Genomic DNA, 21,775 nt, shown 5'->3' with positions numbered 1-21,775 from the left:
CCCTGCGCAGGAAGCGTCGTACGTACGTCCCCGTACCCGGTCCCGTACCGTGTGCGGGGACGTACGCGCGTATGAGACCGAACGAGAGGCGGGCACATGGCGGTGAAGGACCGGGACCGTTTCTCCACCGCGACCAGGATCCGGCTGATCGGTGAGCAGACCGCGGCCCGGGTCTACCGCTCGCAGACCAGGCGGCAGGCCCGCCGCTCGCGGCTGACCGGCCGCGCGGCCCTGCTCGTCCTGGTGATCTGCTCCCTGGTCGTGGCCCTCGCCTACCCGATGCGGCAGTACGTCTCCCAGCGCGCGGAGATCGCCGACCAGCAGAAGGAGCAGGACGAGACCCGTCAACGGGTCGAACGGCTGCGTGACCTGAAGGCCCGCTGGCAGGACGACGCCTACGCCGAGCAGGAGATCCGCAGGCGCCTGCACTACGTCATGCCGGGGGAGACCGGCTACATCGTCATCGACCCGGGCCCGGCCGAAAGTTCGCGCAGCGACCTGGAGGCCGCCGACCGCCCCTGGTACGCCAACGTCTGGGACGGCGTCGACAAGGCCGACGCCGCCGACCAGTGACCCGACGGAACACCGCAGAAAGACACGTATGGACACCCCTCCGCCCACGACCCCGCGCAGCGAACCCACCGACGCGGACGTCGATGCCTTCAAGCAGCAGCTCGGCCGGCCCCCGCGCGGGCTGCGCGCCATCGCGCACCGCTGTCCCTGCGGGCAGCCGGACGTCGTCGAGACCGCGCCGCGGCTGCCCGACGGCACGCCCTTCCCGACGCTGTACTACCTGACGTGCCCGCGGGCGAACTCCGCGATCGGCACGCTGGAGGCCAACGGCGTGATGAAGGAGATGACGGAGCGGCTGGGCGCCGACCCGGAGCTCGCGGCCGCCTACCGGGCGGCGCACGAGGACTACATCAGGCGCCGCGACCAGATCGAGGAGCTGAGGAACTTCCCCAGCGCGGGCGGCATGCCCGACCGCGTGAAGTGCCTGCACGTGCTGGTCGCGCACTCGCTCGCGGCCGGACCGGGGGTGAACCCGCTGGGCGACGAGGCGCTGGCGATGCTGCCCGAGTGGTGGCGCAAGGGGCCGTGCGTGACGTCGGCGGACGAGAAGGAGGACGGCCGGTGACCCGGGTGGCCGCGATCGACTGCGGGACGAACTCCATCCGTCTGCTGGTGGCCGACGCCGACCCCGCGACGGGCGAACTCACCGACCTGGAACGACGGATGACGATCGTGCGGCTCGGCCAGGGCGTCGACCGCACCGGCCGGCTGGCGCCCGAGGCGCTGGAGCGGACGTTCGCCGCGTGCCGCGAGTACGCGGAGGTCGTGGAGAAGCACGGGGCCTCGGAGCGCCTGCGCTTCGTCGCCACCTCGGCCTCCCGCGACGCCGAGAACCGCGACGACTTCGTGCGCGGGGTGGTGGACATCCTGGGCGTGGAGCCCGAGGTCATCACCGGCGACCAGGAGGCGGAGTTCTCCTTCACCGGCGCCACCAAGGAGCTGACCGCCCGGGACGACCTGCGCCGGCCGTTCCTGGTGGTGGACATCGGCGGCGGCTCCACCGAGTTCGTGGTCGGCGACGACCGTGTGCGCGCCGCCCGCTCCGTGGACGTCGGCTGCGTCCGGATGACGGAGCGGCACCTGGTGCGGGACGGGGCCGTGACGGACCCGCCCACCGATGAGCAGATCACGGCGATGCGGGTGGACATCGAGGCCGCCCTGGACCGGGCGGAGGAGGCGGTGCCGCTGCGCGAGGCCCGCACGCTGGTGGGCCTGGCGGGCTCGGTCACCACCGTCTCGGCGATCGCCCAGGACCTGCCGGAGTACGACTCGGCGGCCATCCACCACTCCCGGGTCTCCCGCGACCGGGTCCGGGAGATCACCGAGTGGCTGCTGCGGTCCACCCACGCCGAGCGCGCGGCGGTGCCGTCCATGCACCCGGGCCGGGTCGACGTGATCGCAGCGGGGGCCCTGGTGCTGCTGACGGTCATGGAGCGCACGGGCGCCGAGGAGGTCGTGGTCTCCGAGCACGACATCCTCGACGGGATCGCCTGGTCCGTGGCGTAGGCGGCGGGGTCCCGTCGTGGTCCGGGTCTCTTTTGCTACTGATCAGTAGCACTCCGCTGAGCAGTCGGGATAGCGTTTGAGCGGCGCTCCGGGGGGCTTATGGGCCCCTCGGGGCGGACCTCCCCGGGAAAGTTCGTGAAGTTCTTCACAAGGAATTGGCCCCGGTAGGGCGAAGAAGCGGGTCCGATTGACCCGTTCGGGCGCTCAACACCCCTTTGAACACGTTCAGAAGGGGTCGGAGGAGGGTCCGGGAGCACCGGTCGCACCGACCGGCCGGTAGGCCTCACAGCCCGTTCCGAACGACAGAGAGGCAGCTCACGCGGCATTGACAACGTCCCGTCAGGGGGACCGGTTCCCGATCGCCGCTGTGATCTCGATCAAGAAGCGCGGGATGGTAGCACAGGCCCTGTCCGAGCTTGTGAAGGGGCGCACGAGGTACCCCCCTGAGACGGGTGGATACTCGATGGCATGAGCACCACGGAGCGTCCCAGGATCCTCGTAGTAGGCGGTGGGTACGTAGGCCTGTACGCAGCTCGGCGCATCCAGAAGAAGATGCGTTACGGCGAGGCGACCGTCACCGTCGTCGACCCGCGGTCGTACATGACCTACCAGCCCTTCCTCCCCGAAGCCGCCGCCGGCAGCATCTCCCCGCGGCACGTCGTCGTCCCGTTGCGACGCGTGCTTCCCAAGGCGGAGGTCCTCACCGGCCGGGTCACGACCATCGACCAGGACCGCAAGGTCGCCACGATCGCCCCCCTGGTGGGCGAGGCGTACGAGCTGCCTTTCGACTACCTGGTGATCGCGCTCGGCGCGGTCTCCCGCACCTTCCCGATCCCCGGCCTCGCCGAGCAGGGCATCGGCATGAAGGGCGTCGAGGAGGCCATCGGCCTGCGCAACCACGTCCTCGAGCAGCTCGACAAGGCCGACTCCACCACGGACGAGGAGATCCGGCGCAAGGCGCTCACCTTCGTCTTCGTGGGCGGCGGCTTCGCCGGCGCGGAGACCATCGGTGAGGTCGAGGACATGGCCCGGGACGCGGCCAAGTACTACAAGACGGTGTCCCGCGAGGACATGCGCTTCATCCTGGTCGACGCCGCCGACAAGATCCTCCCCGAGGTCGGCCCCAAGCTCGGCGCGTACGGCAAGGAGCACCTCGAGAGCCGCGGCGTCGAGGTCTACCTGTCCACCTCCATGGACTCCTGCGTCGACGGCCACGTGGTGCTGAAGAACGGCCTCGAGGTCGACTCCAACACCATCGTGTGGACCGCGGGCGTCAAGCCGAACCCGGCGCTGTCCCGCTTCGGCCTGCCGCTCGGTCCGCGCGGCCACGTCGACACCGCGCCGACCCTCCAGGTCAAGGGCACCGACTACATCTGGGCCGCGGGCGACAACGCCCAGGTGCCGGACCTCGTCGGCCGCAAGGCCGGCAACGAGAACGCCTGGTGCCCGCCGAACGCCCAGCACGCGCTGCGCCAGGCCAAGGTGCTCGGCGACAACGTGATCTCCGGCATGCGGGGCTTCCCGCAGAAGGAGTACAGCCACGCCAACAAGGGCGCGGTGGCGGGTCTCGGCGTCCACAAGGGCGTCGCGATGATCGTCATGGGCAAGATGAAGATCAAGCTCAAGGGCCGGCTCGCCTGGTACATGCACCGTGGCTACCACGGCATGGCGATGCCCACCTGGAACCGCAAGATCCGCATCTTCGCCGACTGGACCCTCGGCATGTTCCTCAAGCGTGAGGTCGTGTCCCTGGGCGCGATCGAGTCCCCGCGCGAGGAGTTCTACGAGGCCGCCAAGCCCGCGCCGGCGCCCGCAGCCGCGCAGGAGCCGAAGAAGAAGACCGAGGCCAAGGCCTCCTGACCCCGGTCACCCCGTAGGGGCCGCCCGCCATCCGTGGTGCGGGCGGCCCCTTCGCCGTTCCCCGGGGGGTGCCTCCCAGCGGGTTGCGTTTCCGTGTTTTGCCCGAACATGACGCGCGCCGGGGACTGTCACGGCCGCGCCCAGGTGTTTACGTGGTGACGACATTCCGGGATCCGGTCACGGAGGTGTACCCCATGACAGACGCCGCCCCGCGGCTGAAAGGCATCCTCGAGCAGTTGCTCGGCGCACCCCTCCCCGTGCGCATCCGCGCCTGGGACGGCTCGCAGGCCGGCCCGCCGGACAGCCCCGCCCTGGTCGTGCGCAACCGCCGGGCCTTGCGCCACCTGCTGTTCAAGCCGGGCGAACTGGGCCTGGCCCGCGCCTGGGTGGCCGGTGACCTCACCATCGAGGGTGACCTCTACACCGCCCTGGACTCGCTGGCCGGTCTCATCTGGGAGCGCGGCGAGGACGCCCGCACCCTCGCCCAGTCGCTGCGCGACCCGGACTTCCGCTCCGCCGTGCGCCGGCTGTTCGCGATGGCCGGCCCGCCGCTGCCGCCCGCCCCGCCCCGCGAGGAGGTCCGCAGGCCCCGCCGCGGACTGCACACCAGGCGCAGCGACAAGCGCGCCATCAGCCACCACTACGACGTCGGCAACGACTTCTACGAGATCGTCCTCGGCCCGTCCATGGTGTACTCCTGCGCCTACTGGCCCGCCCCGCCCCCGGAGGGCACCCTCGAACAGGCCCAGCACGACAAGCTCGAACTGGTCGCCCGCAAGCTCGCCCTGCGCCCCGGGCAGCGGCTGCTGGACGTCGGCTGCGGCTGGGGCTCCATGGCGATCCACGCGGCCCGCGAGCACGGGGTGAGCGTCGTCGGCATCACCCTCTCCCAGGAACAGGCGGCCTACGCCCGCAAGCGCATCGCCGAGGAGGGGCTGACCGACCGCATCGAGATCCGCGTCCAGGACTACCGGGACGTCACGGACGGCCCCTTCGACGCCATCTCCTCGATCGGCATGGCCGAGCACGTCGGCTCCGAGCGGTACCTGGAGTACGCGACCCTGCTGCACCGGCTGCTGAAGCCGGGCGGCCGGCTGCTCAACCATCAGATCGCACGCCGCCCGCAGCACGACGAATCGTCGTACCAGGTGGACGATTTCATCGACGCCTACGTCTTCCCGGACGGCGAGCTCGCCCCGCTCGGCAGCACCGTCTCCCTGCTGGAGCGCGCCGGGTTCGAGGTGCGCGACGTGGAGTCGATCCGCGAGCACTACGCCCTCACCCTGCGCCGCTGGGTGGACAACCTCCAGGCCGACTGGACCCGTGCCGTGTCCCTCACCGGCCCGGGCCGGGCCCGCGTCTGGCAGCTGTACATGGCCGCCTCCGCGCTCGCCTTCGAACGCAACCGGATCGGCGTCAACCAGGTCGTCGCGGTGCGGACCCCCGAGTCCGGCGCCTCCGGGCTCCCGCTGCGGGCCCGGGTGTGGGGCGCTCCCGCCCCGGCCTGATCCGCACCACGACACGAAGGGCCGGGCTCCCCGTACGGGGGCCCGGCCCTCGGTGTGCCCCGTCGCGACGAGGTCACTCCGCCTTGATCGCGCTCAGCATGTTCAGCCGGGCGGCGTTGCGGGCCGGCCACAGGGCGGCCAGGACGCCCACCAGACCGGCCAGCACCACGAAGATCCCGATCCGGTCCCAGGGCAGGACCAGCGCGTACCCCGGGATCTCGTCGGCGACGGTCTCGCCGATCGCCCAGCCGAGGAACGTGCCGAGGCCGATACCGACCACCGCGCCGAACACCGAGATGACGACGGCCTCCAGCCGGACCATCCGCTTCACCCGGCGCCGGTCCAGACCGATCGCGCGCAGCATGCCGATCTCCTGCTGCCGTTCGAAGACGGACATCGCGAGGGTGTTGACGACGCCCAGCACCGCGATGATCAGCGCCATCGCCAGCAGCCCGTACATGACGTTCAGCAGGGTGTTGATGGCGCCGCCGAACTCGTCGCGGATGTCCTGCCGGTCCATCACGGTGATCGCGGGGTTGTCGCCGAGCGCGTCGACGAGGACCTTTTCGTTCGCCGCGGACTGGCCGCCGTCGACCTTCACGAAAATCTGCCGGATGTACGGCTTCGTCTCGTGCCCGCTCACCACGGCGGTGTCGAGGACGACGGGGGAGAGGAACTCGCTGTCCTTGTAGACGGCGCCGACCGTCAGCGTCGCCTTCTTCTCGTCGGCGAAGGTGAAGGGGATGCGGTCGCCGGGCTTCCAGCCCTTGCTCCTCGCCGTGGTCTCGGCGACCGCGATCTGCCCCTTGGCGAGCGTGCCGGCGTCGCCGCTGACGACGTCGACGTTCAGGACCTCCTGGATGTCGCCCGGGGTGACCGCGGAGGCGGAGACGTACTCGTCGCCGGCCTTGAGGTAGGCGTCCTGCTGCGGGGAGACCGCCGAGACGCCCTGGGCCTTCTCCAGCGCGGTCAGCGCGGACCGGTCGAGGTCGCCCCCGTTGGCCATCGAGACCATGTAGTCGGCCTTGATGTTGTCCGTGGTCATCTTGTCGATGGCGGTGCCGACCGTGACGCCGAGCACCGACAGGCCGGTCACCAGCGTCAGCCCGATCGCCAGCGCCGAGGCGGTGGCGCCGGTGCGGCGCGGGTTGCGGACCGCGTTCTGGCCGGCCAGCTTGCCGGCCACACCGAAGGGTCCGACGAGCAGCGGACGGACGAGTGCGATCACGGGCCGGGACAGCAGCGGGATCAGGATGATCACGCCGATCAGAGCGAGGAACGCCCCCGCGCCGATGTACATCCGGCCGTCGTCGCCGCCGGTCGAGGCGCCTGCCACGATCGCCGCCGCGCCGAGGGCGGTGACGGCCCCGCCGACGGAGTTGCGCAGCACCAGCGACTTGGTGGTGGCCACCGCGTGGACGCTGTTCATCGCCGCCACCGGCGGGATCTTCGCGGCCCTGCGGCCGGGCAGCCAGGCGGCGAACACGGTGATCAGCACACCCACCGCGAACGCCGAGACCACCGGGGTGGCGGAAAGGACCAGCGGGCCGTCAGGCATCTTCATGTCGAACGCCGCCATGCCGGAGCGCAGTCCGACGGCCAGACCGACGCCGAGGGCGAAGCCGACGGCCGAGGCCACCAGACCCACCACCGCGGCCTCGGCGAGCACCGAGCGGGTGATCTGCCTGCGGGACGCGCCGACCGCGCGCATCAGCGCGACCTCCTTGGTGCGCTGGGCGACCAGCATCGTGAACGTGTTGGAGATCAGGAAGACGCCCACGAAGAGCGCGATGCCCGCGAAGCCGAGCAGGACCTGCTTGAGGTTGCCCATGCCCTGTTCGATCTGGTCGGCCTGCTCGTCCGCGAGCGCCTGGCCGGTCCGCGCCTCCGCCGTGTCCGGCAGCAGCGGCTCGACCGCGGCGAGGATCTCCGCGTCGTCCGCGCCGGGGGCCGCGACGACGGTGACGTCCGCGAAGTAGCCCTGCTTCAGGTACTGCTTCTGGGCGACGGCGGTGTCGAAGAGGACGAGGCTGCCGCCGGCGTTGACGGCGCCGTCCTCGGTGGTGAACACCCCGCTGAGGGTGTACTCCTTCACCGGGCCGTTGGTGGCGACGCGCACCCGGTCGCCGACCTCGTACTCGCCCTTGGCCGCGGAATCCTCGTCCAACGCGATCTGGTCGTCCCTCACCGGGCCGGAGCCGTCGGTGAACGTGTACGCGGGGTCCTTGCCGTCCTCGCCGGGCGCGAAGTTCGAGCCCTTGTTCGACCATCCGACGCCGATCAGCTTCCCGTCGGGGCCGGCGACCCCGGCGAAGCCCTCGACGCGGCCGTAGACCCCGGCGACGCCGTCCACTGCGGAGATCCGGTCGAGGTCCTTGGCGGACAGGCCGGGCGCCTCCTCGGGATTGTCCGGGTCGGCGTAGGAGGTGACGGCGACGGCGACGTCGTCGTAGCTCTTCGCCGACTGGTTGCGGAAGGCGTTGGAGAGGGTGTCCGCGAAGACCAGGGTGCCCGACACGAACGCCACGCCCAGCATCACGGCGAGCACGGTCATCAGCAGCCTGGCCTTGTGCGCGAAGACGTTGCGCAAGGCGGTACGGAACATGGGTCTTCTCTGTCCAGACGGTACGAGGGAGGGGCGGGCGGGCGGCGGGCCCGGGGTCAGCTGGTGCGGCCCTTGGCGTCGAACTGCTTCATCCGGTCGAGCACCGAGTCGGCCGTCGGGCCGTACAGCTCGTCGACGATGCGGCCGTCGGCGAGGAAGACCACCCGGTCCGCGTAGGCGGCGGCGACCGGGTCGTGGGTCACCATGACCACCGTCTGGCCCAGCTCGCGTACGGAGTTGCGCAGGAAGCCGAGCACCTCGGCGCCGGAGCGGGAGTCGAGGTTGCCGGTCGGCTCGTCGCCGAAGACGATCTCGGGCCGGGACGCCAGCGCGCGGGCCACCGCGACCCGCTGCTGCTGGCCGCCGGAGAGCTGGGCGGGCCGGTGGCTCAGCCGGTCGGACAGGCCGACCATGCGGATCACGGTGTCCAGCCACTCCTTGTCGGGCTTGCGGCCCGCGATGTCCATGGGAAGCGTGATGTTCTCCAGGGCGTTGAGCGTCGGCAGCAGGTTGAACGCCTGGAAGATGAAGCCGATCTTGTCCCGGCGCAGCCGGGTGAGCTGCTTGTCCTTCAGCGCGCCCAGCTCGGTGTCGCCGATGCGCACGGAGCCGGAGGAGAAGGTGTCGAGCCCGGCGACGCAGTGCATCAGCGTGGACTTGCCGGAGCCCGAGGGGCCCATGATCGCGGTGAACTCGGCCTGCCGGAAGTCGACGGACACCCGGTCCAGGGCGACCACCTGGGTCTCACCCTGACCGTAGATCTTCGACAGCTCCGTGGCGCGCGCGGCCACGGTGGTGGTCCGGTCGGCGAGGGGGGCGGTGGTCACGGATGGGCTCCTGTCGGGACGACGTGTGCTGAGGGACGTGATCCATCGTTCCGTGGCTTTGCCGCCGTGTAGTCACCCGCTGCTCCGGTTCCGGGGGGCGACTCGGGAAGGACCGCCGGGCGCGGTGTCATACCTGGGGATGACGGACGGCCCCGACGGGAGAACGGGTGGGGCGCCCTTGTTCGGACGGTGAAATTCCGTCATTTCGCGTGCGGGAGGGGGTGCGACACGCAAGGCTGTGACGCATGTGCTGACGGTGCGTTCGCCGGTCTGATGCACCCTCAGGCGCCAATAAAATAAGACAAGATCGGCCCCACCCGCCGGTACCGGGGGGAGGGTCACCGATAGGCTCGGAACCGCGAAGCGGGGCCCACGGCCTGCCCGGATGGTGGAATGCAGACACGGCGAGCTTAAACCTCGCTGCCCCTGAGCGGGCGTGCCGGTTCAAGTCCGGCTCCGGGCACCACTACGCCTCCCTCCCTCTGCTCGACGCTCGCCCGCCGCAAGCCGGCGTGCGACCGTTGACACCCGGATGTGTACACCCGGAAACTCGCGTTCGGCCGCGGGCGAAGGGGGACGACCGATGCGTACCACCGTGGGGATCGTCGGGGCCGGTCCTGCCGGTCTGCTGCTCGCCCGGCTGCTGCGGCTCGCGGGCATCGACTGCGTCGTCCTGGAGTGCCGCGACCGCGCCTACGTGGAGCGGCGGCAGCGGGCCGGGGTGCTGGAGCACGGCACGACGGACGTGCTGCGCGCGGCCGGCGCCGGGGAGCGGCTGGACCGCGAGGGCCTGCGGCACGACGGCATCGAGCTGCGGTTCGGCCGGCGCCGCCACCGCGTCGACTTCCCGGGCCTCACCGGCGGCCGGTCCGTCACGGTGTACGCGCAGACCGAGGTGTGCAAGGACCTCATCGCCCTCGCCGTGGCCGACGGCAGTCCGCCGCTCTTCGGCAGCGAGGTACTGGCCGTGGAGGACGTGGACACCCCCGCCCCGCGCGTCCGTTTCCGGCGCGGGGGCCGCGAGGAGGTGCTGGAGTGCGACTGGGTGGCCGGCTGCGACGGTTTCCACGGCGTGACCCGCGCCGCCGTCCCCGCCGCCGTCTCCCGGGTCTTCGGGCGCGCCTACCCCTACGCCTGGCTCGGCGTCCTCGCCGACGTCCCGCCCTCCCACGACGAACTGGTCTACGCCCGCCACGACCGCGGCTTCGCCCTACTGTCCATGCGCTCCCCTTCCGTCTCCCGCCTCTACCTCCAGGTGCCGGAGGGCACGAAACCCGAGGAGTGGACGGACGAGGAGATCTGGGCCGAGCTGTCCCGCCGCCTGGAGACCGACGACGACTGGACCCTGCGGCGCGGCCCCGTCACCCGGAAGTCGGTCACCCCGATGCGCTCCTACGTCCACGAGCCCATGCGGTACGGCCGCCTCCTCCTCGCCGGGGACGCCGCCCACATCGTGCCGCCCACCGGCGCCAAGGGCCTGAACCTCGCCGTCGGTGACGTGGTGGTCCTCGCCCGGGCGCTGGAGCACGAGCGGCGGACCGGCTCCACCGAGCTGCTGGACGCCTACTCCGAGACCTGCCTGCGCCGCGTCTGGCAGGCCGAGCGGTTCTCCCACGACATGACCGCACTGCTGCACCGCGACCCCGGCGCCACCGCCTTCGACGACCGGCTGCAGCTCGCCCGGCTGGAGCGCGTCGCCACCTCCCGGGCCGCCGCGGCCGACCTCGCCGAGGCCTACACGGGATTCCCCCTGGGATGATCACTGTCTCCGCCAGGTTCCGGGCAGGTACCGGCTCGGTACCGGTCCACCGCTCGCGGTGAGGGGAATCACGAAGCCGCGTAGCGTGTTGCGCAGCACAACGAGGGAAAGATCCTCCCCAAGCATTAGGGTCATTCCTTTGCCTACCTATTACTCTTGAGCCAAGGCCGCATCGAGTGGCCATGGAGGAGTGAAATGAGGAGCAGTAACCCGGTCTTCTCGCGACGGGGGTTCGGCCGCGACAACGGCTACGCGGGCTTCAACACCGCGCCGCAGGCCGGGGGCCCCGCCGTCGCCACGCAGGCCAACCCGTACGCCCAGCCGACGGGCAACCCGTACGCGCAGAACCCGTACGCACAGCAGCAGCAGTTCGGCGCGCCGCCGCAGGCTCCGGCCGCCGCCGGCCGCATGACCATCGACGACGTCGTGCTGCGCACGGCGAGCACGCTCGGCGTACTCGTCGTCACGGCCGCGCTCGCCTGGGCCCTGCTGCCGGTCGACGACGCCAACATCAGCCGGGCCTACGGCATCGGCATCGGCGCCGCGCTGATCGGCATGGTCCTGGCGCTCGTGCAGTCCTTCAAGCGCAAGGCCTCGCCCGCGCTGATCCTGACGTACGCCGCGTTCGAGGGTGTGTTCCTCGGCGTCATCTCCAACATCGTCGACAACCGCATCGCCGACGGCGCGGCCATGCAGGCCGTGATCGGCACCATGGCGGTGTTCGCCGGTGTGCTGGTGGCCTACAAGGCCGGCTGGATCCGCGTCAACCGCCGCTTCTACGGCTTCGTGATGGCGGCCGCCCTCGGCTTCATCCTGCTGATGGCCGTGAACCTGCTGTTCGCGGTGTTCGGCGGCGGTGACGGCCTCGGCTTCCGCAGCGGCCCGCTCGGCATCGTCTTCGGTGTCATCGGCATCCTGCTGGGTGCCTGCTTCCTCGCCCTGGACTTCAAGCAGGTCGAGGACGGCATCGCCTACGGCGCCCCGCGTGAGGAGGCCTGGCTCGCGGCCTTCGGTCTCACCCTGACCCTGGTGTGGATCTACCTCGAGTTCCTGCGGCTCATCTCGATCCTCAACAGCGACTGACGCCCAGGCGTCCACCGCGCGTATGACCAAGGGCCCCGGTGCGAACCGGGGCCCTTCGTCATGCCGTCACGGCCCGGAGGCCGGTCAGAGCAGCCGGCGGGCGGCCCTCCTGAGGTCGTACTCGTGCACGATCGCCTTGGCGTGGCCGTACGCCAGGTCGTACTCGTGCCTCAGCCAGCTGACCTTCTCCTCGAACCGGACGAGCGCCGGGCCTTCTTCGACGGTGCGCAGCCAGTCGGAGATCTCACGACCGGTGCAGTGCGGGATGCGGGCGAGCATGTTGCGGTGGGTCTCTGCGGAGAAGACTTGGGACATCGGCGCCTCCGGACGCTGGGATACAAGCCGGTCCTTCAGGTCACCGTGCCCGAGCGCCCGCCTGTTGGCAACAGTCCCGCCGCGCCGCGTACGCTCGCCGCGTGGTTGATACGACACCCTTCACCCGAGCCGTGGATCAGTTCGCCGACCGTCTGCGGGCCGCGCCGCAGAGCCGGCTCCAGCGGAGCGCGGCAGCCGAGGCGCTCGCGCTGGCCAGGGAGTTGGCGCGGCGCACCCAGCTCGTGGAGGAGCCCGGCACCGCACCGCGAGAGATGCCCGACGCCGGGATGTTCGCCGCCGCCGACCAGATCACCGTCGCCGGACACGACCACGCCCTCGTACTGAAGGACGAGGACGAGGTGGCGGACGCGGCGAAGCTCGTGGAGGAGGCGCGCGAGCGCGCCGGGGTGTAGCGGGCGGGCCCGTAGGACCACAGGGACGCCCCGCGGACTACAGGGACGCGATGACGCGGTCCGCGAGGATGTAGACGTTGTCGTCGCCGCAGGCGAACGTGAGGGTGTAGGCGCCGGAGATGCCGGAGCCGCCCAGCAGGAACGGGGTCTCGCCCGCCCGCAGGGCCTCGGCCAGGCGCTCCGCGGTCTCGCGGTGACCCGGCGTCATGCAGAGCGTGGTGCCGTCGGCGAAGACGTACACGTCCAGCGTGCCCAGCGGGCCCGGGCGGACGTCGGACAGCTCGGTGCGCGCGTCGGCCAGCTCCTCCAGCACGGCCACGGTGCGCTCGTAGTCGCCCACCACCGGAGAGGGGTGGGGCACGAAGTCCGGGTGCGAGGGGTGGCGGCGGCGGGCCGCGGCCAGCTCGGGGGAGTCGCCGCCGTGCTCCTCGGTGTCGGCACCGGGCTCGGCGACCGGCTCCAGACCGGCGAAATCGGCCTGCCGGGGCAGGAACAGCTCACTGTCCGCCAGGCCCAGCAGGGACGGCGCGTCGGAGGCGTCACGCGTCTCCTGCGCGGCCCAGAAGGCCCGCGCCTCGGCCAGCTCGCGCTCCCGCTCCTCGGCGAGCGCCTCCGCGACCGCGGCGCGTATCTCGTCGGTGCCGGCCGAGCGGGCGGGCGGCACCTGCGCACGGCTCCCCGCCTGGCTCCTGGCCAGCTCGGTGTGCAGTGCCGCGACCTGCCGGCGCAGCACCAGAACGCTGCGCAGGACGGCGACGCCCACGGCGCCGGTGGCGGCCGTGGTGATCAACAGGGCGATCGGCATGGCGCTCACTGACGTACTCCCGGTTCACAGTCGACCCCCGACTTCCTACATCAGCTTGAAGGGTGGACTAACCATCTGTCAGTGCGTAACGTCACGAAACGGACAGCGAGTCGAGGTCGTCACCGGTAGGTGAACGACCGTGACCTGCGGGGATGACCCGGACAAGAGGCGTAGGTCACATCCTGGGGGAATTTGGATCACAAAACGGCCCGGCCCCCGGGGAATCGGGGAGCCGGGCCGAAGTCTCACGCACCGTGCCGCCACGGCTACCGAGCGGCCTCGGCGGTCAGCTCAGACGCTCGATGACCATCGCCATGCCCTGCCCGCCGCCGACGCACATGGTCTCCAGACCGAACTGCTTGTCGTGGAACTGCAGGGAGTTGATGAGCGTGCCGGTGATGCGGGCGCCGGTCATGCCGAAGGGGTGGCCGACGGCGATGGCGCCGCCGTTGACGTTCAGCTTCTCCAGCGGGATGCCCAGGTCCTGGTAGGACGGGATCACCTGGGCGGCGAACGCCTCGTTGATCTCGAACAGGTCGATGTCGTCGACGGTCAGACCGGCCCGCCCCAGGGCCTGCTTGCTCGCCTCGACCGGGCCGAGGCCCATGATCTCGGGGGAGAGGCCGGAGACGCCGGTGGACACGATCCGGGCCAGCGGGGTCAGACCCAGCTCGCGGGCCTTGGTGTCGCTCATGATGACGAGCGCGGCGGCGCCGTCGTTGAGCGGGCAGCAGTTGCCGGCGGTGACCAGGCCGTCGGGGCGGAAGACGGGCTTGAGGCCGGACACGCCCTCCAGGGTGACGCCGGCGCGCGGGCCGTCGTCCTTGGAGACCACCGTGCCGTCGGGCAGCGTCACCGGGGTGATCTCGCGCTCCCAGAAGCCGTTCTTGATGGCTTCCTCGGCCAGGTTCTGCGAGCGGACGCCGAACTCGTCCATCTCCTGGCGGGTGACGCCCTTCCAGCGGGCGAGGTTCTCCGCGGTCTGGCCCATCGCGATGTAGGGGTCGGGGACCAGGCCGTCCTCGCGCGGGTCGTGCCAGGTGGTGCCCTCCTGCTGGGCGACCTCGGCGGTGCGGGCCTCGGCCTCGGCGAAGAGCGGGTTGCGGGTGTCCGGCAGGCTGTCGGAGTTGCCCTTGGTGAAGCGGGAGACCGTCTCGACACCGGCCGAGATGAAGACGTCGCCCTCGCCCGCCTTGATCGCGTGCAGCGCCATGCGGGAGGTCTGCAGCGAGGAGGAGCAGTAGCGGGTGATCGTGCAGCCGGGGAGGTGGTCCATGCCCATCTGCACGGCGACGACCCGGCCGAGGTTGTTGCCCTGCTCGCCGCCGGGCAGGCCGCAGCCGAGCATCAGGTCGTCGATGTCCTTCGGGTCCAGCTCGGGGACCTTGGCGAGGGCGGCCTGGATGATCGTGGCGGTCAGGTCGTCCGGGCGCACGTCCTTGAGCGAGCCCTTGAAGGCGCGGCCGATGGGGGAGCGGGCGGCGGAAACGATCACGGCTTCGGGCATCACGGCTCCAGAGTGAAGAGGGTGCGGGCGGGGCGCTGGGCGGCGTCCGTTGGGAAGTTACCCGTACGTATGACCGGGGTCACGGGTGTCGGGGTGTGAGATGGGCCGCAACTTTCTAAGCGCTTGCTTTTTGGTGACCCGGGGGTGGGTCGGCCTCGGGGCGAATGCCCGCAGACGGCAGTGCCCGCCCAGCGGCCGTGGCTGAAGCGCCCCTCAGGGGCGCGGGGAACTGCGCGCTCAGCCACGGACCACCCGCACCCGACGATGCAGAGGTGCCGCCTACACCCGACGATGCAGAGGTGCCGCCTACACCCGGCGATGCACAGGTGCCGCCTGCGCCCACTCGTGCCGCCCTGGGTACCTCCCAGGCCTTCAAGGCACTGGGGGAGGCACGACTGCCGGCAACTGGGGCGGAACGCCCTCAAGGGGCGCGGGGAACTGCGCGACCAGTAACGGACCACCCGCACCCGGCGTCGCGGAGGAGCGAGGTGGGTCACGAGGACGGTTGCGTGGACGGTTCCGGTTCCGACTCCGTCACGCGCCGACGGCGGCGGCGCTTGAGGAGGGCCCAGGCGCCCCGGGGACCCGTCGGCATCGCCGCGGCGACCTCCGTACCCGCCTCCGACGCCGCCTCCGCCGCCGCCCGCGCCACCGGCAGGAACCCCTCGCGGCGAGCGGCGTCCGGGCGCTCCTCGTCCGCCGGCCACAGGCCGAGCGACGCGCACACCGTCGGCAGCACCGCCATCGCCGCCGTGGCGTACCCCTCCGCGGACGGGTGGTAGCTGTCAGGACCGAACAGCTCGCGCGGGTTCTCCGCGAACTCCGGGCCCAGCAGGTCGCCCAGCGACACCGTGCGCCCGCCCTGCTCGACCACCCCGATCGTCTGTGCCGCCGCGAGCTGCCGCGAGGCCCGGCGGGCCATCCAGCGCAGCGGCTGCCACACCGGCTCGATGGTGCCGAGATCCGGGCACGTGCCGACCACCACCTCCGCGCCGGCCGTCCGCAGCCGGCGCACCGCCGAGGCGAGGTGACGCACGGAACGGGTGGGCGGCATGCGGTGGGTGACGTCGTTGGCGCCGACCATGATCACGCAGATGTCCGGCACCCGGGACGGGTCCGCCAGCGCCCGGCTCACCTGCCGGTCCAGGTCGTCCGAGCGGGCCCCGGGCACCGCGACGGTGCTCAGCCCCACCGGACGCTCCGCGATCGCCGCGACCCCCGAGGCGATCAGCGCGCCCGGTGTCTGCCCGGCCCGGTGCACGCCCTGCCCGGCGGCCGTGGAGTCGCCCAGCATCGTCAGCCGCAGTGCCGGTTCGCCCGGCACGGTGTAGGAGGCGCCGTACAGTCCGTCCGCGTGGGGCACGTGGGGGCTCGTGCCGTTGCCCACCCGCCGCCGGGCCAGCTGCGCCTCCGCCAGCAGCAGCCCCACGGCGGCCGCACCGGCCAGACCGATCCCCCCGCCGCCGTACGCCGCACCGGCCGCGATCCGCCGGGCCACCCGCGCCCTCGACATGCCCGTCATGCCCGCCGTCACCTCCTCGTAGCCGTACACCCAGGTCTTGCCCCGTACGGACGGTGCTCCAATCCCGACAGGGAGTGAACGACCCGGCCGGGTCCGGTTCCGGGGAGGGCCTAGGCTGGCATCACCACCACGACCACCCCTTTTGCAGCATCCGGAGACAACGGTGCAATTCCACGACTCGATGATCAGCCTCGTCGGCAACACCCCGCTGGTGCGGCTCAACAGCGTGACCAAGGGCATCAGGGCCACCGTCCTGGCCAAGGTGGAGTACTTCAACCCGGGCGGTTCCGTGAAGGACCGCATCGCCCTGCGCATGATCGAGGCCGCGGAGCAGAGCGGGGAGCTGAAGCCGGGCGGCACCATCGTCGAGCCGACCAGCGGCAACACCGGCGTGGGGCTCGCCATCGTGGCCCAGCAGAAGGGCTACAAGTGCATCTTCGTCTGCCCGGACAAGGTGTCCACCGACAAGATCAACGTGCTGCGCGCGTACGGGGCCGAGGTCGTCGTGTGCCCGACCGCGGTGGACCCCGAGCACCCCGACTCCTACTACAACGTCTCCGACCGGCTGGTCCGTGAGACGCCGGGTGCCTGGAAGCCGGACCAGTACTCCAACCCGAACAACCCCCTCTCGCACTACCACTCCACGGGTCCCGAGCTGTGGGAGCAGACCGAGGGGAAGATCACGCACTTCGTGGCGGGCGTCGGCACCGGCGGCACCATCTCCGGCACCGGCCGCTACCTCAAGGAGGCCAGCGAGGGCCGCGTCAAGGTGATCGGCGCCGACCCCGAGGGCTCGGTCTACTCCGGCGGATCCGGCCGTCCGTACCTGGTGGAGGGCGTCGGCGAGGACTTCTGGCCGACCGCCTACGACCAGAACGTTGCGGACGAGATCGTCCCCGTGTCCGACAAGGACTCCTTCCAGATGACCCGCCGGCTCGCCAAGGAGGAGGGCCTGCTGGTCGGCGGCTCCTGCGGCATGGCGGTCGTGGCGGCGCTGGAGGTGGCCTCGCGGCTCGGCGAGGACGACGTCGTCGTCGTCCTGCTGCCGGACAGCGGCCGCGGCTACCTCAGCAAGATCTTCAACGACGAGTGGATGGCCGACTACGGCTTCCTGGAGGACTCCGGCCCCAGCGCCCGCGTCGCCGACGTCCTGGAGGACAAGGAGGGCGGCCACATCCCCTCCCTGGTCCACATGCACCCGGACGAGACCGTCGGCCAGGCCATCGAGGTGCTGCGCGAGTACGGCGTCTCGCAGATGCCTGTGGTCAAGCCGGGCGCCGGCCACCCGGACGTGATGGCCGCCGAGGTCGTCGGCTCGGTCGTCGAGCGGGAGCTGCTGGACCACCTGTTCAGCAAGAGCGCCTCGCTCGACGACCCGCTGGAGAAGCACATGAGCGCGCCGCTGCCGCAGGTCGGCTCCGGTGAGCCGGTCGCGGACCTGATGGCCGTGCTGGGCAAGGCGGACGCGGCGATCGTGCTGGTCGAGGGCAAGCCGACCGGGGTGGTCAGCCGTCAGGACCTGCTGTCCTTCCTCGCCAGGAACGGCGCGTGAGGTAGCCGTCCGCGGCGGGGTGGGGGCTTGGCGCGCGGTTCCCCGCGCCCCTTCGGGGCGCGGTCACCGCAGCTTCCTCAGGGGCGCGGGGAACCACGCGAGCAACCCACGAATACCCGCACCCGGGCGGTAGCCCTTCGCGGAAGTGGTACGAGCACGTCACGCCCGCGCAGCACTCGCTTAACACGGCTCGGGCACATTGGTGGATGTCGGCGGGACGGGAGCGGCTCCCCGTTCCGGCCGACGGCCACAAGGCGTCGAAGGACCTCCGGAGCGGCTCCCGGACCTCCATGGACGCCTGTGACGCGCACCGCGCCCAGCGCGCGGAGCGTCTTCGCGGGGACCGCCGTCGTCCCGCCCCCCGGCAACGGGGGTGCGGCGGTCCCCGCGCTAAGCCTTCTCCCTGAGTGCAGCCCGGTTTCCGGTGTGAAGCCCGACGGCCGCCTCACGCGGTCGTCGGGCTTCGTACGGCTCAGTCCTCCCAGGCGTCGTCGCCGCGCGCCGAGCGGCGGCGGCCGAACAGGGAGGGGTTGGTGCGGGCGGCCTGGACGACGTTCACGCCGACGATCCCCGCCCAGGCCACCAGCAGCCCGGGCAGATCGGCCACGCCCCCGCCGATCGCGGACAGCGGCACCGCCAGCACCAGCGACACGATGCCGAAGCCGAACCGCTCGCCCCAGGAGTCCGTCACCTGGGGCGAGCGCGCGTCCCGGGCGGTCGTCATCTGCTGCTCGGCCAGCTGCCGGCGTACCCGGCGCTCCACCGCGCCGTCGATGCGCTGGTCGACCTTCTCCAGGAACGAGTCCACCAGGGCGGACTCGTAGTCCTCGCCCAGTTCCCTGCGGGCCTGCAGGGAGGCGTCGAGTTCCTTCTTCAGCTCGGTGTCCCGCGCGTCCATTCCCGTCATGCCTCACAAGGTAGGCACGCGGGAGCCCGCCCGCACTACGGGTAACCCCCGTTCCCGCCCTCGGGCTGGCCGCTGTCTCAGCCCTCGCACATCTTCTCGTCGGCCCGGGACTGCGGGACGTCGACCTTCTTCGGAGTCGCGACGGGCACCCCGGCCCCCTTGAAGTCGGGGCCGAGGGTGAGAGTCATCGGCTCGGTCTCGCCGGCCTCCCCGGTGCCGGGCCTCAGCGCGGCGGCGGGCAGCCCCATCAGATCGGCGAGCTTGCGGGCCTGACCGGCCTGACCGGGCGCGTACACGAGCTGGGTGCGGGCGACCTTCGCGGGGGCGTTGCCCCGGTTCGACGACCGGGACACCCCCTCGCTGTTCTGCAGCCAGGCCACCGTGTCCTGGGCCGCGCCCTGCGGGCCGCCGCCGTTGAGGACGTCCACGCGCACGGCGGACGCCTCGGCCCGCGGACCCTGCAGCAGCGCCTGCTGCCTGTCCTTGGCCTTCTTCTGCTGCTTCTTCACCTCGGTGAACGACACGTCGTCCCGCAGCATGGAGAACACCTGCGGGACTTTGGCCGGGTCCGGGACGACGGTGACGGGCTGCGGCTCGTCCGGATTGTCGATCACCGGGAGCATCATCAGCGTGATGTTCTTCAGGTCGATCTTCCCCAGCTCCTTGGCGAGGGTCAGCAGCTTGGTGGGGCTCCCGATGCCCTTGTCCACGGTGAGGGACTTGGTGGCCGCGTCGGCGACGTCCAGCATCTTCGCCGGGTTGCCGAGGGTGTCCTCCTTGAGCCGGCGCAGCATCGACGCGACGAACTTCTGCTGCATCCCGATCCGGTCCAGGTCGCTCTCGTTCTTCAGGCCGTGCCGGTTGCGCAGGAACGACAGCGCCTGCTCGCCCTGGATGGTGCTCGGGCCGGCCGGGAGATCGAGCTTGGTGCCGCCGTCGAGGTCCTTGAGGGGCTTCTCCAGACACACCTCGACGCCACCGACCGCCGTGGACAGCGTCTTGACGGCGTTGAAGTCGAACATCATGAAGTGGTCCACGTCCAGGCCGGTCAGCTGCTCCACCGTGCGCATGGTGCAGCCGGGGTCGCGGCCCGCCACGCCGTAGGACTCGTTGAACCGGGTGGTCCCCTCGGAGCCGGGGATCGTCTTCGTCGAGCCGTCGGACTGCCGGGTGTCGCAGTCCGGTATCTCGGTCATCAGGTCCCGGGGGATGCTCACCACCGTCGCGTTGGAGCGGTCCTCGGCGACATGGAACAGCAGCGTGGTGTCGGCGTGACCGGTCACGTTGTCCCGGTCGCCGTAGGCCTCGTTGCCCTTGCCGGTACGGACGTCGTTGCCGATGACGAGGATGTTGGCCGGGCCGTCCGCGAGGGCCGTGTCGCTGCCCACGTCACCGATGTCGACGGTGTCGATGTTGCCGTAGAGGCGGTCGTACCAGTAGTACGCGAACGCCGAGCCGCCGACGAGGACCAGGCCCATGACGCCCCCGGTCCACAGCAGGGCCTTGCGCCTGCCGCTCCGGCGGGGCTGCTTGCGCTTGCGACGGCCGGCGTCGCGGCCGTCCTCCGGGCCGGGTCCGTCCTCCGGGTCCGGGGCGGGGCGGCGGTCGCGCCGGCCGGGATCGGGGGTGCGCGGGGAGGTGTCCGTGCCCGTGCCTGGGCGCGGGGCGCTGCGCTGCCGGGGGAACGCGGGCGTCGGCGGCGCGGATCCGTCCAGCCTCAGCTCGTAGTCGCCGGTCTGCGGATTGAGCACCCACTGGTCGGCGGGATCGGTCCCGTCCGTCTGCCCACGACTGTGCGCGTCCACGCCCCCACCCCGTCCTCCGTCATGCGCCCCGTGAGGCACCTGCGCACCAAAGCGCTTAATTGTTCGAGGAGTTACGCTAACCGGCCGACCGGGGAATCGCCGACGTCGTAGCAAAATCGTCGAGATCCGGATCTGTCCGCGAACCGGGCACAGGGTGCGATCCACGCCCAACGCGGCACCCGCCCGACGTGGCACCCGCCCGGCGCGGTGTGCCGTGCGCCTGTATAACGGCATGCAGAAGTCACGACGGATGAATGGGCCGCAGGGCCGAGGGGGAGTCAGGTCATGAGCGGCACCGAGAGCCCCGCGGCGCGTCTCCAGGCGCTCTTCGAGGGGCACCGGCTGACGCCGACCCAGCGGCGCATCGCGCACAGCATGGTGCGGCGCGCCGCCGACGTGCCGTTCCTGTCGAGTGTGGAGCTGGCCGAGCTGGCCGGGGTCAGCCAGCCGTCCGTGACCCGCTTCGCCGTCGCCCTCGGCTTCGACGGCTATCCCGCGCTGCGCCGGCACCTGCGCGAGGTCGCGCCCGCCGAACCCGCCCCGGAGACCGGCTCGTACAACGAGTACCAGCAGGCCGTCGAGGCCGAGATCGAGAACCTGCGCCATCTCGCGGAGGTGCTGGCCGATCCGGAGCCCGTGCGGCGGGCGGGGCGCGTGCTGGCCGGGAGCCGGCCGCTGCCCGTGCTCGGCCTGCGGGCCGCCGCCGCCCAGGCGCACGGCTTCGCCTACTTCGCCGCCAAGGTCCATCCCGACGTACGGCTGCTCAACGAGGGCGGCACGATGCTGTACGACCGGATCGACGCGGCGGCCCGGGCCGGGGCGCGGGCCCTGCTGTGCTTCGCGCTGCCCCGGCATCCGCGCGAGGTCCTCGACGCCCTCGGCCACGCCAAGGAGGCGGGGCTGAGCGTCGTCACCGTCGCCGACTCGCCGTTCGCGCCGGTCGCCAAGGTGTCCGACCTGCTGCTGCTGGCCGCCGTCGGCACCGGGCTGGTCTTCGACACCGCCTGCGCGCCGATGCTGCTGGGCCGGGTGCTGCTGGAGGCGATGTGCGACGACCTGCCGGACGCGCAGGCCCGGCTGGAGGAGTTCGACACCCGGGCGGCGGCGCGCGGGCTGTTCACCGAGTGACCGGGGCGCGGCGCCGGTCGCCGCGTCTTCTCAGACTCGTCTCAGCTTGTCCCGCTAGCGTCCGTCGCACGGGACTTCCCTCGACGCGCCTCGGCGGGTA

General features: G+C 71.5%; 18 protein-coding genes and 1 tRNA gene. 11 read left to right on the top strand and 8 right to left on the bottom strand.

The window, feature by feature from the left end; all coding sequences use genetic code 11:
- Positions 1 to 96 precede the first annotated feature (96 nt).
- The 5 genes from ACIF8S_RS31150 (at position 97) to ACIF8S_RS31130 (ending at position 5,447) form a co-directional block, all read left to right on the top strand.
- Positions 97 to 573 (top strand): septum formation initiator family protein, encoded by a 477-nt coding sequence (locus ACIF8S_RS31150; RefSeq protein WP_400003629.1) that lies wholly within the window; start codon positions 97 to 99, stop codon positions 571 to 573.
- Between the two features lie 28 nt (positions 574 to 601).
- Positions 602 to 1,138: a DUF501 domain-containing protein gene (locus tag ACIF8S_RS31145; RefSeq protein ID WP_400003627.1), complete on the top strand. Its 537-nt coding sequence runs from the start codon at positions 602 to 604 to the stop codon at positions 1,136 to 1,138.
- The gene (locus ACIF8S_RS31140) at positions 1,135 to 2,079 is read left to right on the top strand and encodes an exopolyphosphatase (RefSeq protein ID WP_400003625.1); all 945 of its coding nucleotides are present in this window, start codon (positions 1,135 to 1,137) and stop codon (positions 2,077 to 2,079) included. Before ACIF8S_RS31145 ends, ACIF8S_RS31140 begins: the two co-directional genes overlap by 4 nt.
- A 468-nt stretch (positions 2,080 to 2,547) precedes the next feature.
- Complete coding sequence (locus ACIF8S_RS31135; RefSeq protein WP_349791702.1) at positions 2,548 to 3,939, top strand: NAD(P)/FAD-dependent oxidoreductase; 1,392 nt, start codon at positions 2,548 to 2,550, stop codon at positions 3,937 to 3,939.
- Positions 3,940 to 4,133: 194 nt separating this feature from the next.
- Positions 4,134 to 5,447 (top strand): class I SAM-dependent methyltransferase, encoded by a 1,314-nt coding sequence (locus tag ACIF8S_RS31130; protein ID WP_400003623.1) that lies wholly within the window; start codon positions 4,134 to 4,136, stop codon positions 5,445 to 5,447.
- Between the two features lie 73 nt (positions 5,448 to 5,520).
- On the opposite strand, the gene ACIF8S_RS31125 is transcribed toward ACIF8S_RS31130, so the two are convergent.
- Complete coding sequence (locus ACIF8S_RS31125; RefSeq protein ID WP_400003621.1) at positions 5,521 to 8,052, bottom strand: ABC transporter permease; 2,532 nt, start codon at positions 8,050 to 8,052, stop codon at positions 5,521 to 5,523.
- Positions 8,053 to 8,108: 56 nt separating this feature from the next.
- Positions 8,109 to 8,879: an ABC transporter ATP-binding protein gene (locus tag ACIF8S_RS31120; protein ID WP_400003619.1), complete on the bottom strand. Its 771-nt coding sequence runs from the start codon at positions 8,877 to 8,879 to the stop codon at positions 8,109 to 8,111.
- A 379-nt stretch (positions 8,880 to 9,258) separates the two neighbouring features.
- Between ACIF8S_RS31120 and ACIF8S_RS31115 the strand changes: the two genes are divergently transcribed.
- The 3 genes from ACIF8S_RS31115 (at position 9,259) to ACIF8S_RS31105 (ending at position 11,721) form a co-directional block, all read left to right on the top strand.
- Positions 9,259 to 9,345 (top strand) — tRNA-Leu (locus tag ACIF8S_RS31115).
- Positions 9,346 to 9,462: 117 nt separating this feature from the next.
- Positions 9,463 to 10,638, top strand: a complete 1,176-nt coding sequence (locus ACIF8S_RS31110) for a 4-hydroxybenzoate 3-monooxygenase (RefSeq protein ID WP_400003617.1) — start codon at positions 9,463 to 9,465, stop codon at positions 10,636 to 10,638.
- Positions 10,639 to 10,833: 195 nt separating this feature from the next.
- Complete coding sequence (locus ACIF8S_RS31105; protein WP_400003615.1) at positions 10,834 to 11,721, top strand: Bax inhibitor-1/YccA family protein; 888 nt, start codon at positions 10,834 to 10,836, stop codon at positions 11,719 to 11,721.
- Positions 11,722 to 11,805: 84 nt separating this feature from the next.
- On the opposite strand, the gene ACIF8S_RS31100 is transcribed toward ACIF8S_RS31105, so the two are convergent.
- On the bottom strand, positions 11,806 to 12,036 hold the full coding sequence (locus ACIF8S_RS31100) for a DUF4287 domain-containing protein (RefSeq protein ID WP_033276183.1): 231 nt from the start codon (positions 12,034 to 12,036) through the stop codon (positions 11,806 to 11,808).
- Between the two features lie 131 nt (positions 12,037 to 12,167).
- Here ACIF8S_RS31100 and ACIF8S_RS31095 point away from each other — a divergent pair, with 131 nt between their 5' ends.
- Positions 12,168 to 12,449 (top strand): hypothetical protein, encoded by a 282-nt coding sequence (locus ACIF8S_RS31095; RefSeq protein WP_400003649.1) that lies wholly within the window; start codon positions 12,168 to 12,170, stop codon positions 12,447 to 12,449.
- A 37-nt stretch (positions 12,450 to 12,486) separates the two neighbouring features.
- On the opposite strand, the gene ACIF8S_RS31090 is transcribed toward ACIF8S_RS31095, so the two are convergent.
- The 3 genes from ACIF8S_RS31090 to ACIF8S_RS31080 all read right to left on the bottom strand — a co-directional run bounded on the left by ACIF8S_RS31090 (position 12,487) and on the right by ACIF8S_RS31080 (position 16,283).
- Positions 12,487 to 13,263, bottom strand: a complete 777-nt coding sequence (locus ACIF8S_RS31090; protein WP_400003614.1) for a hypothetical protein — start codon at positions 13,261 to 13,263, stop codon at positions 12,487 to 12,489.
- Between the two features lie 277 nt (positions 13,264 to 13,540).
- Positions 13,541 to 14,761, bottom strand: a complete 1,221-nt coding sequence (locus tag ACIF8S_RS31085) for an acetyl-CoA C-acetyltransferase (protein WP_349791714.1) — start codon at positions 14,759 to 14,761, stop codon at positions 13,541 to 13,543.
- A 493-nt stretch (positions 14,762 to 15,254) separates the two neighbouring features.
- Positions 15,255 to 16,283: an SGNH/GDSL hydrolase family protein gene (locus ACIF8S_RS31080; RefSeq protein ID WP_349791715.1), complete on the bottom strand. Its 1,029-nt coding sequence runs from the start codon at positions 16,281 to 16,283 to the stop codon at positions 15,255 to 15,257.
- A 163-nt stretch (positions 16,284 to 16,446) separates the two neighbouring features.
- Here ACIF8S_RS31080 and ACIF8S_RS31075 point away from each other — a divergent pair, with 163 nt between their 5' ends.
- Positions 16,447 to 17,835, top strand: a complete 1,389-nt coding sequence (locus tag ACIF8S_RS31075) for a cystathionine beta-synthase (protein WP_400003611.1) — start codon at positions 16,447 to 16,449, stop codon at positions 17,833 to 17,835.
- A gap of 472 nt (positions 17,836 to 18,307) precedes the next feature.
- On the opposite strand, the gene ACIF8S_RS31070 is transcribed toward ACIF8S_RS31075, so the two are convergent.
- Together ACIF8S_RS31070 and ACIF8S_RS31065 are read right to left on the bottom strand one after the other, a co-directional pair.
- Positions 18,308 to 18,733, bottom strand: coding sequence for a hypothetical protein (locus ACIF8S_RS31070; protein ID WP_024886499.1), 426 nt, complete (start codon positions 18,731 to 18,733; stop codon positions 18,308 to 18,310).
- Positions 18,734 to 18,819: 86 nt separating this feature from the next.
- Positions 18,820 to 20,547: an LCP family protein gene (locus ACIF8S_RS31065; RefSeq protein WP_400003609.1), complete on the bottom strand. Its 1,728-nt coding sequence runs from the start codon at positions 20,545 to 20,547 to the stop codon at positions 18,820 to 18,822.
- Positions 20,548 to 20,832: 285 nt separating this feature from the next.
- Here ACIF8S_RS31065 and ACIF8S_RS31060 point away from each other — a divergent pair, with 285 nt between their 5' ends.
- Complete coding sequence (locus ACIF8S_RS31060; protein WP_400003607.1) at positions 20,833 to 21,675, top strand: MurR/RpiR family transcriptional regulator; 843 nt, start codon at positions 20,833 to 20,835, stop codon at positions 21,673 to 21,675.
- Positions 21,676 to 21,775 lie beyond the last annotated feature (100 nt).

Origin of the sequence: Streptomyces sp. NPDC085937, assembly GCF_044540535.1 — a bacterium.
In the GTDB taxonomy this organism is placed as follows: domain Bacteria; phylum Actinomycetota; class Actinomycetes; order Streptomycetales; family Streptomycetaceae; genus Streptomyces.
This window is presented reverse-complemented; position numbering and strand designations above follow the sequence as displayed.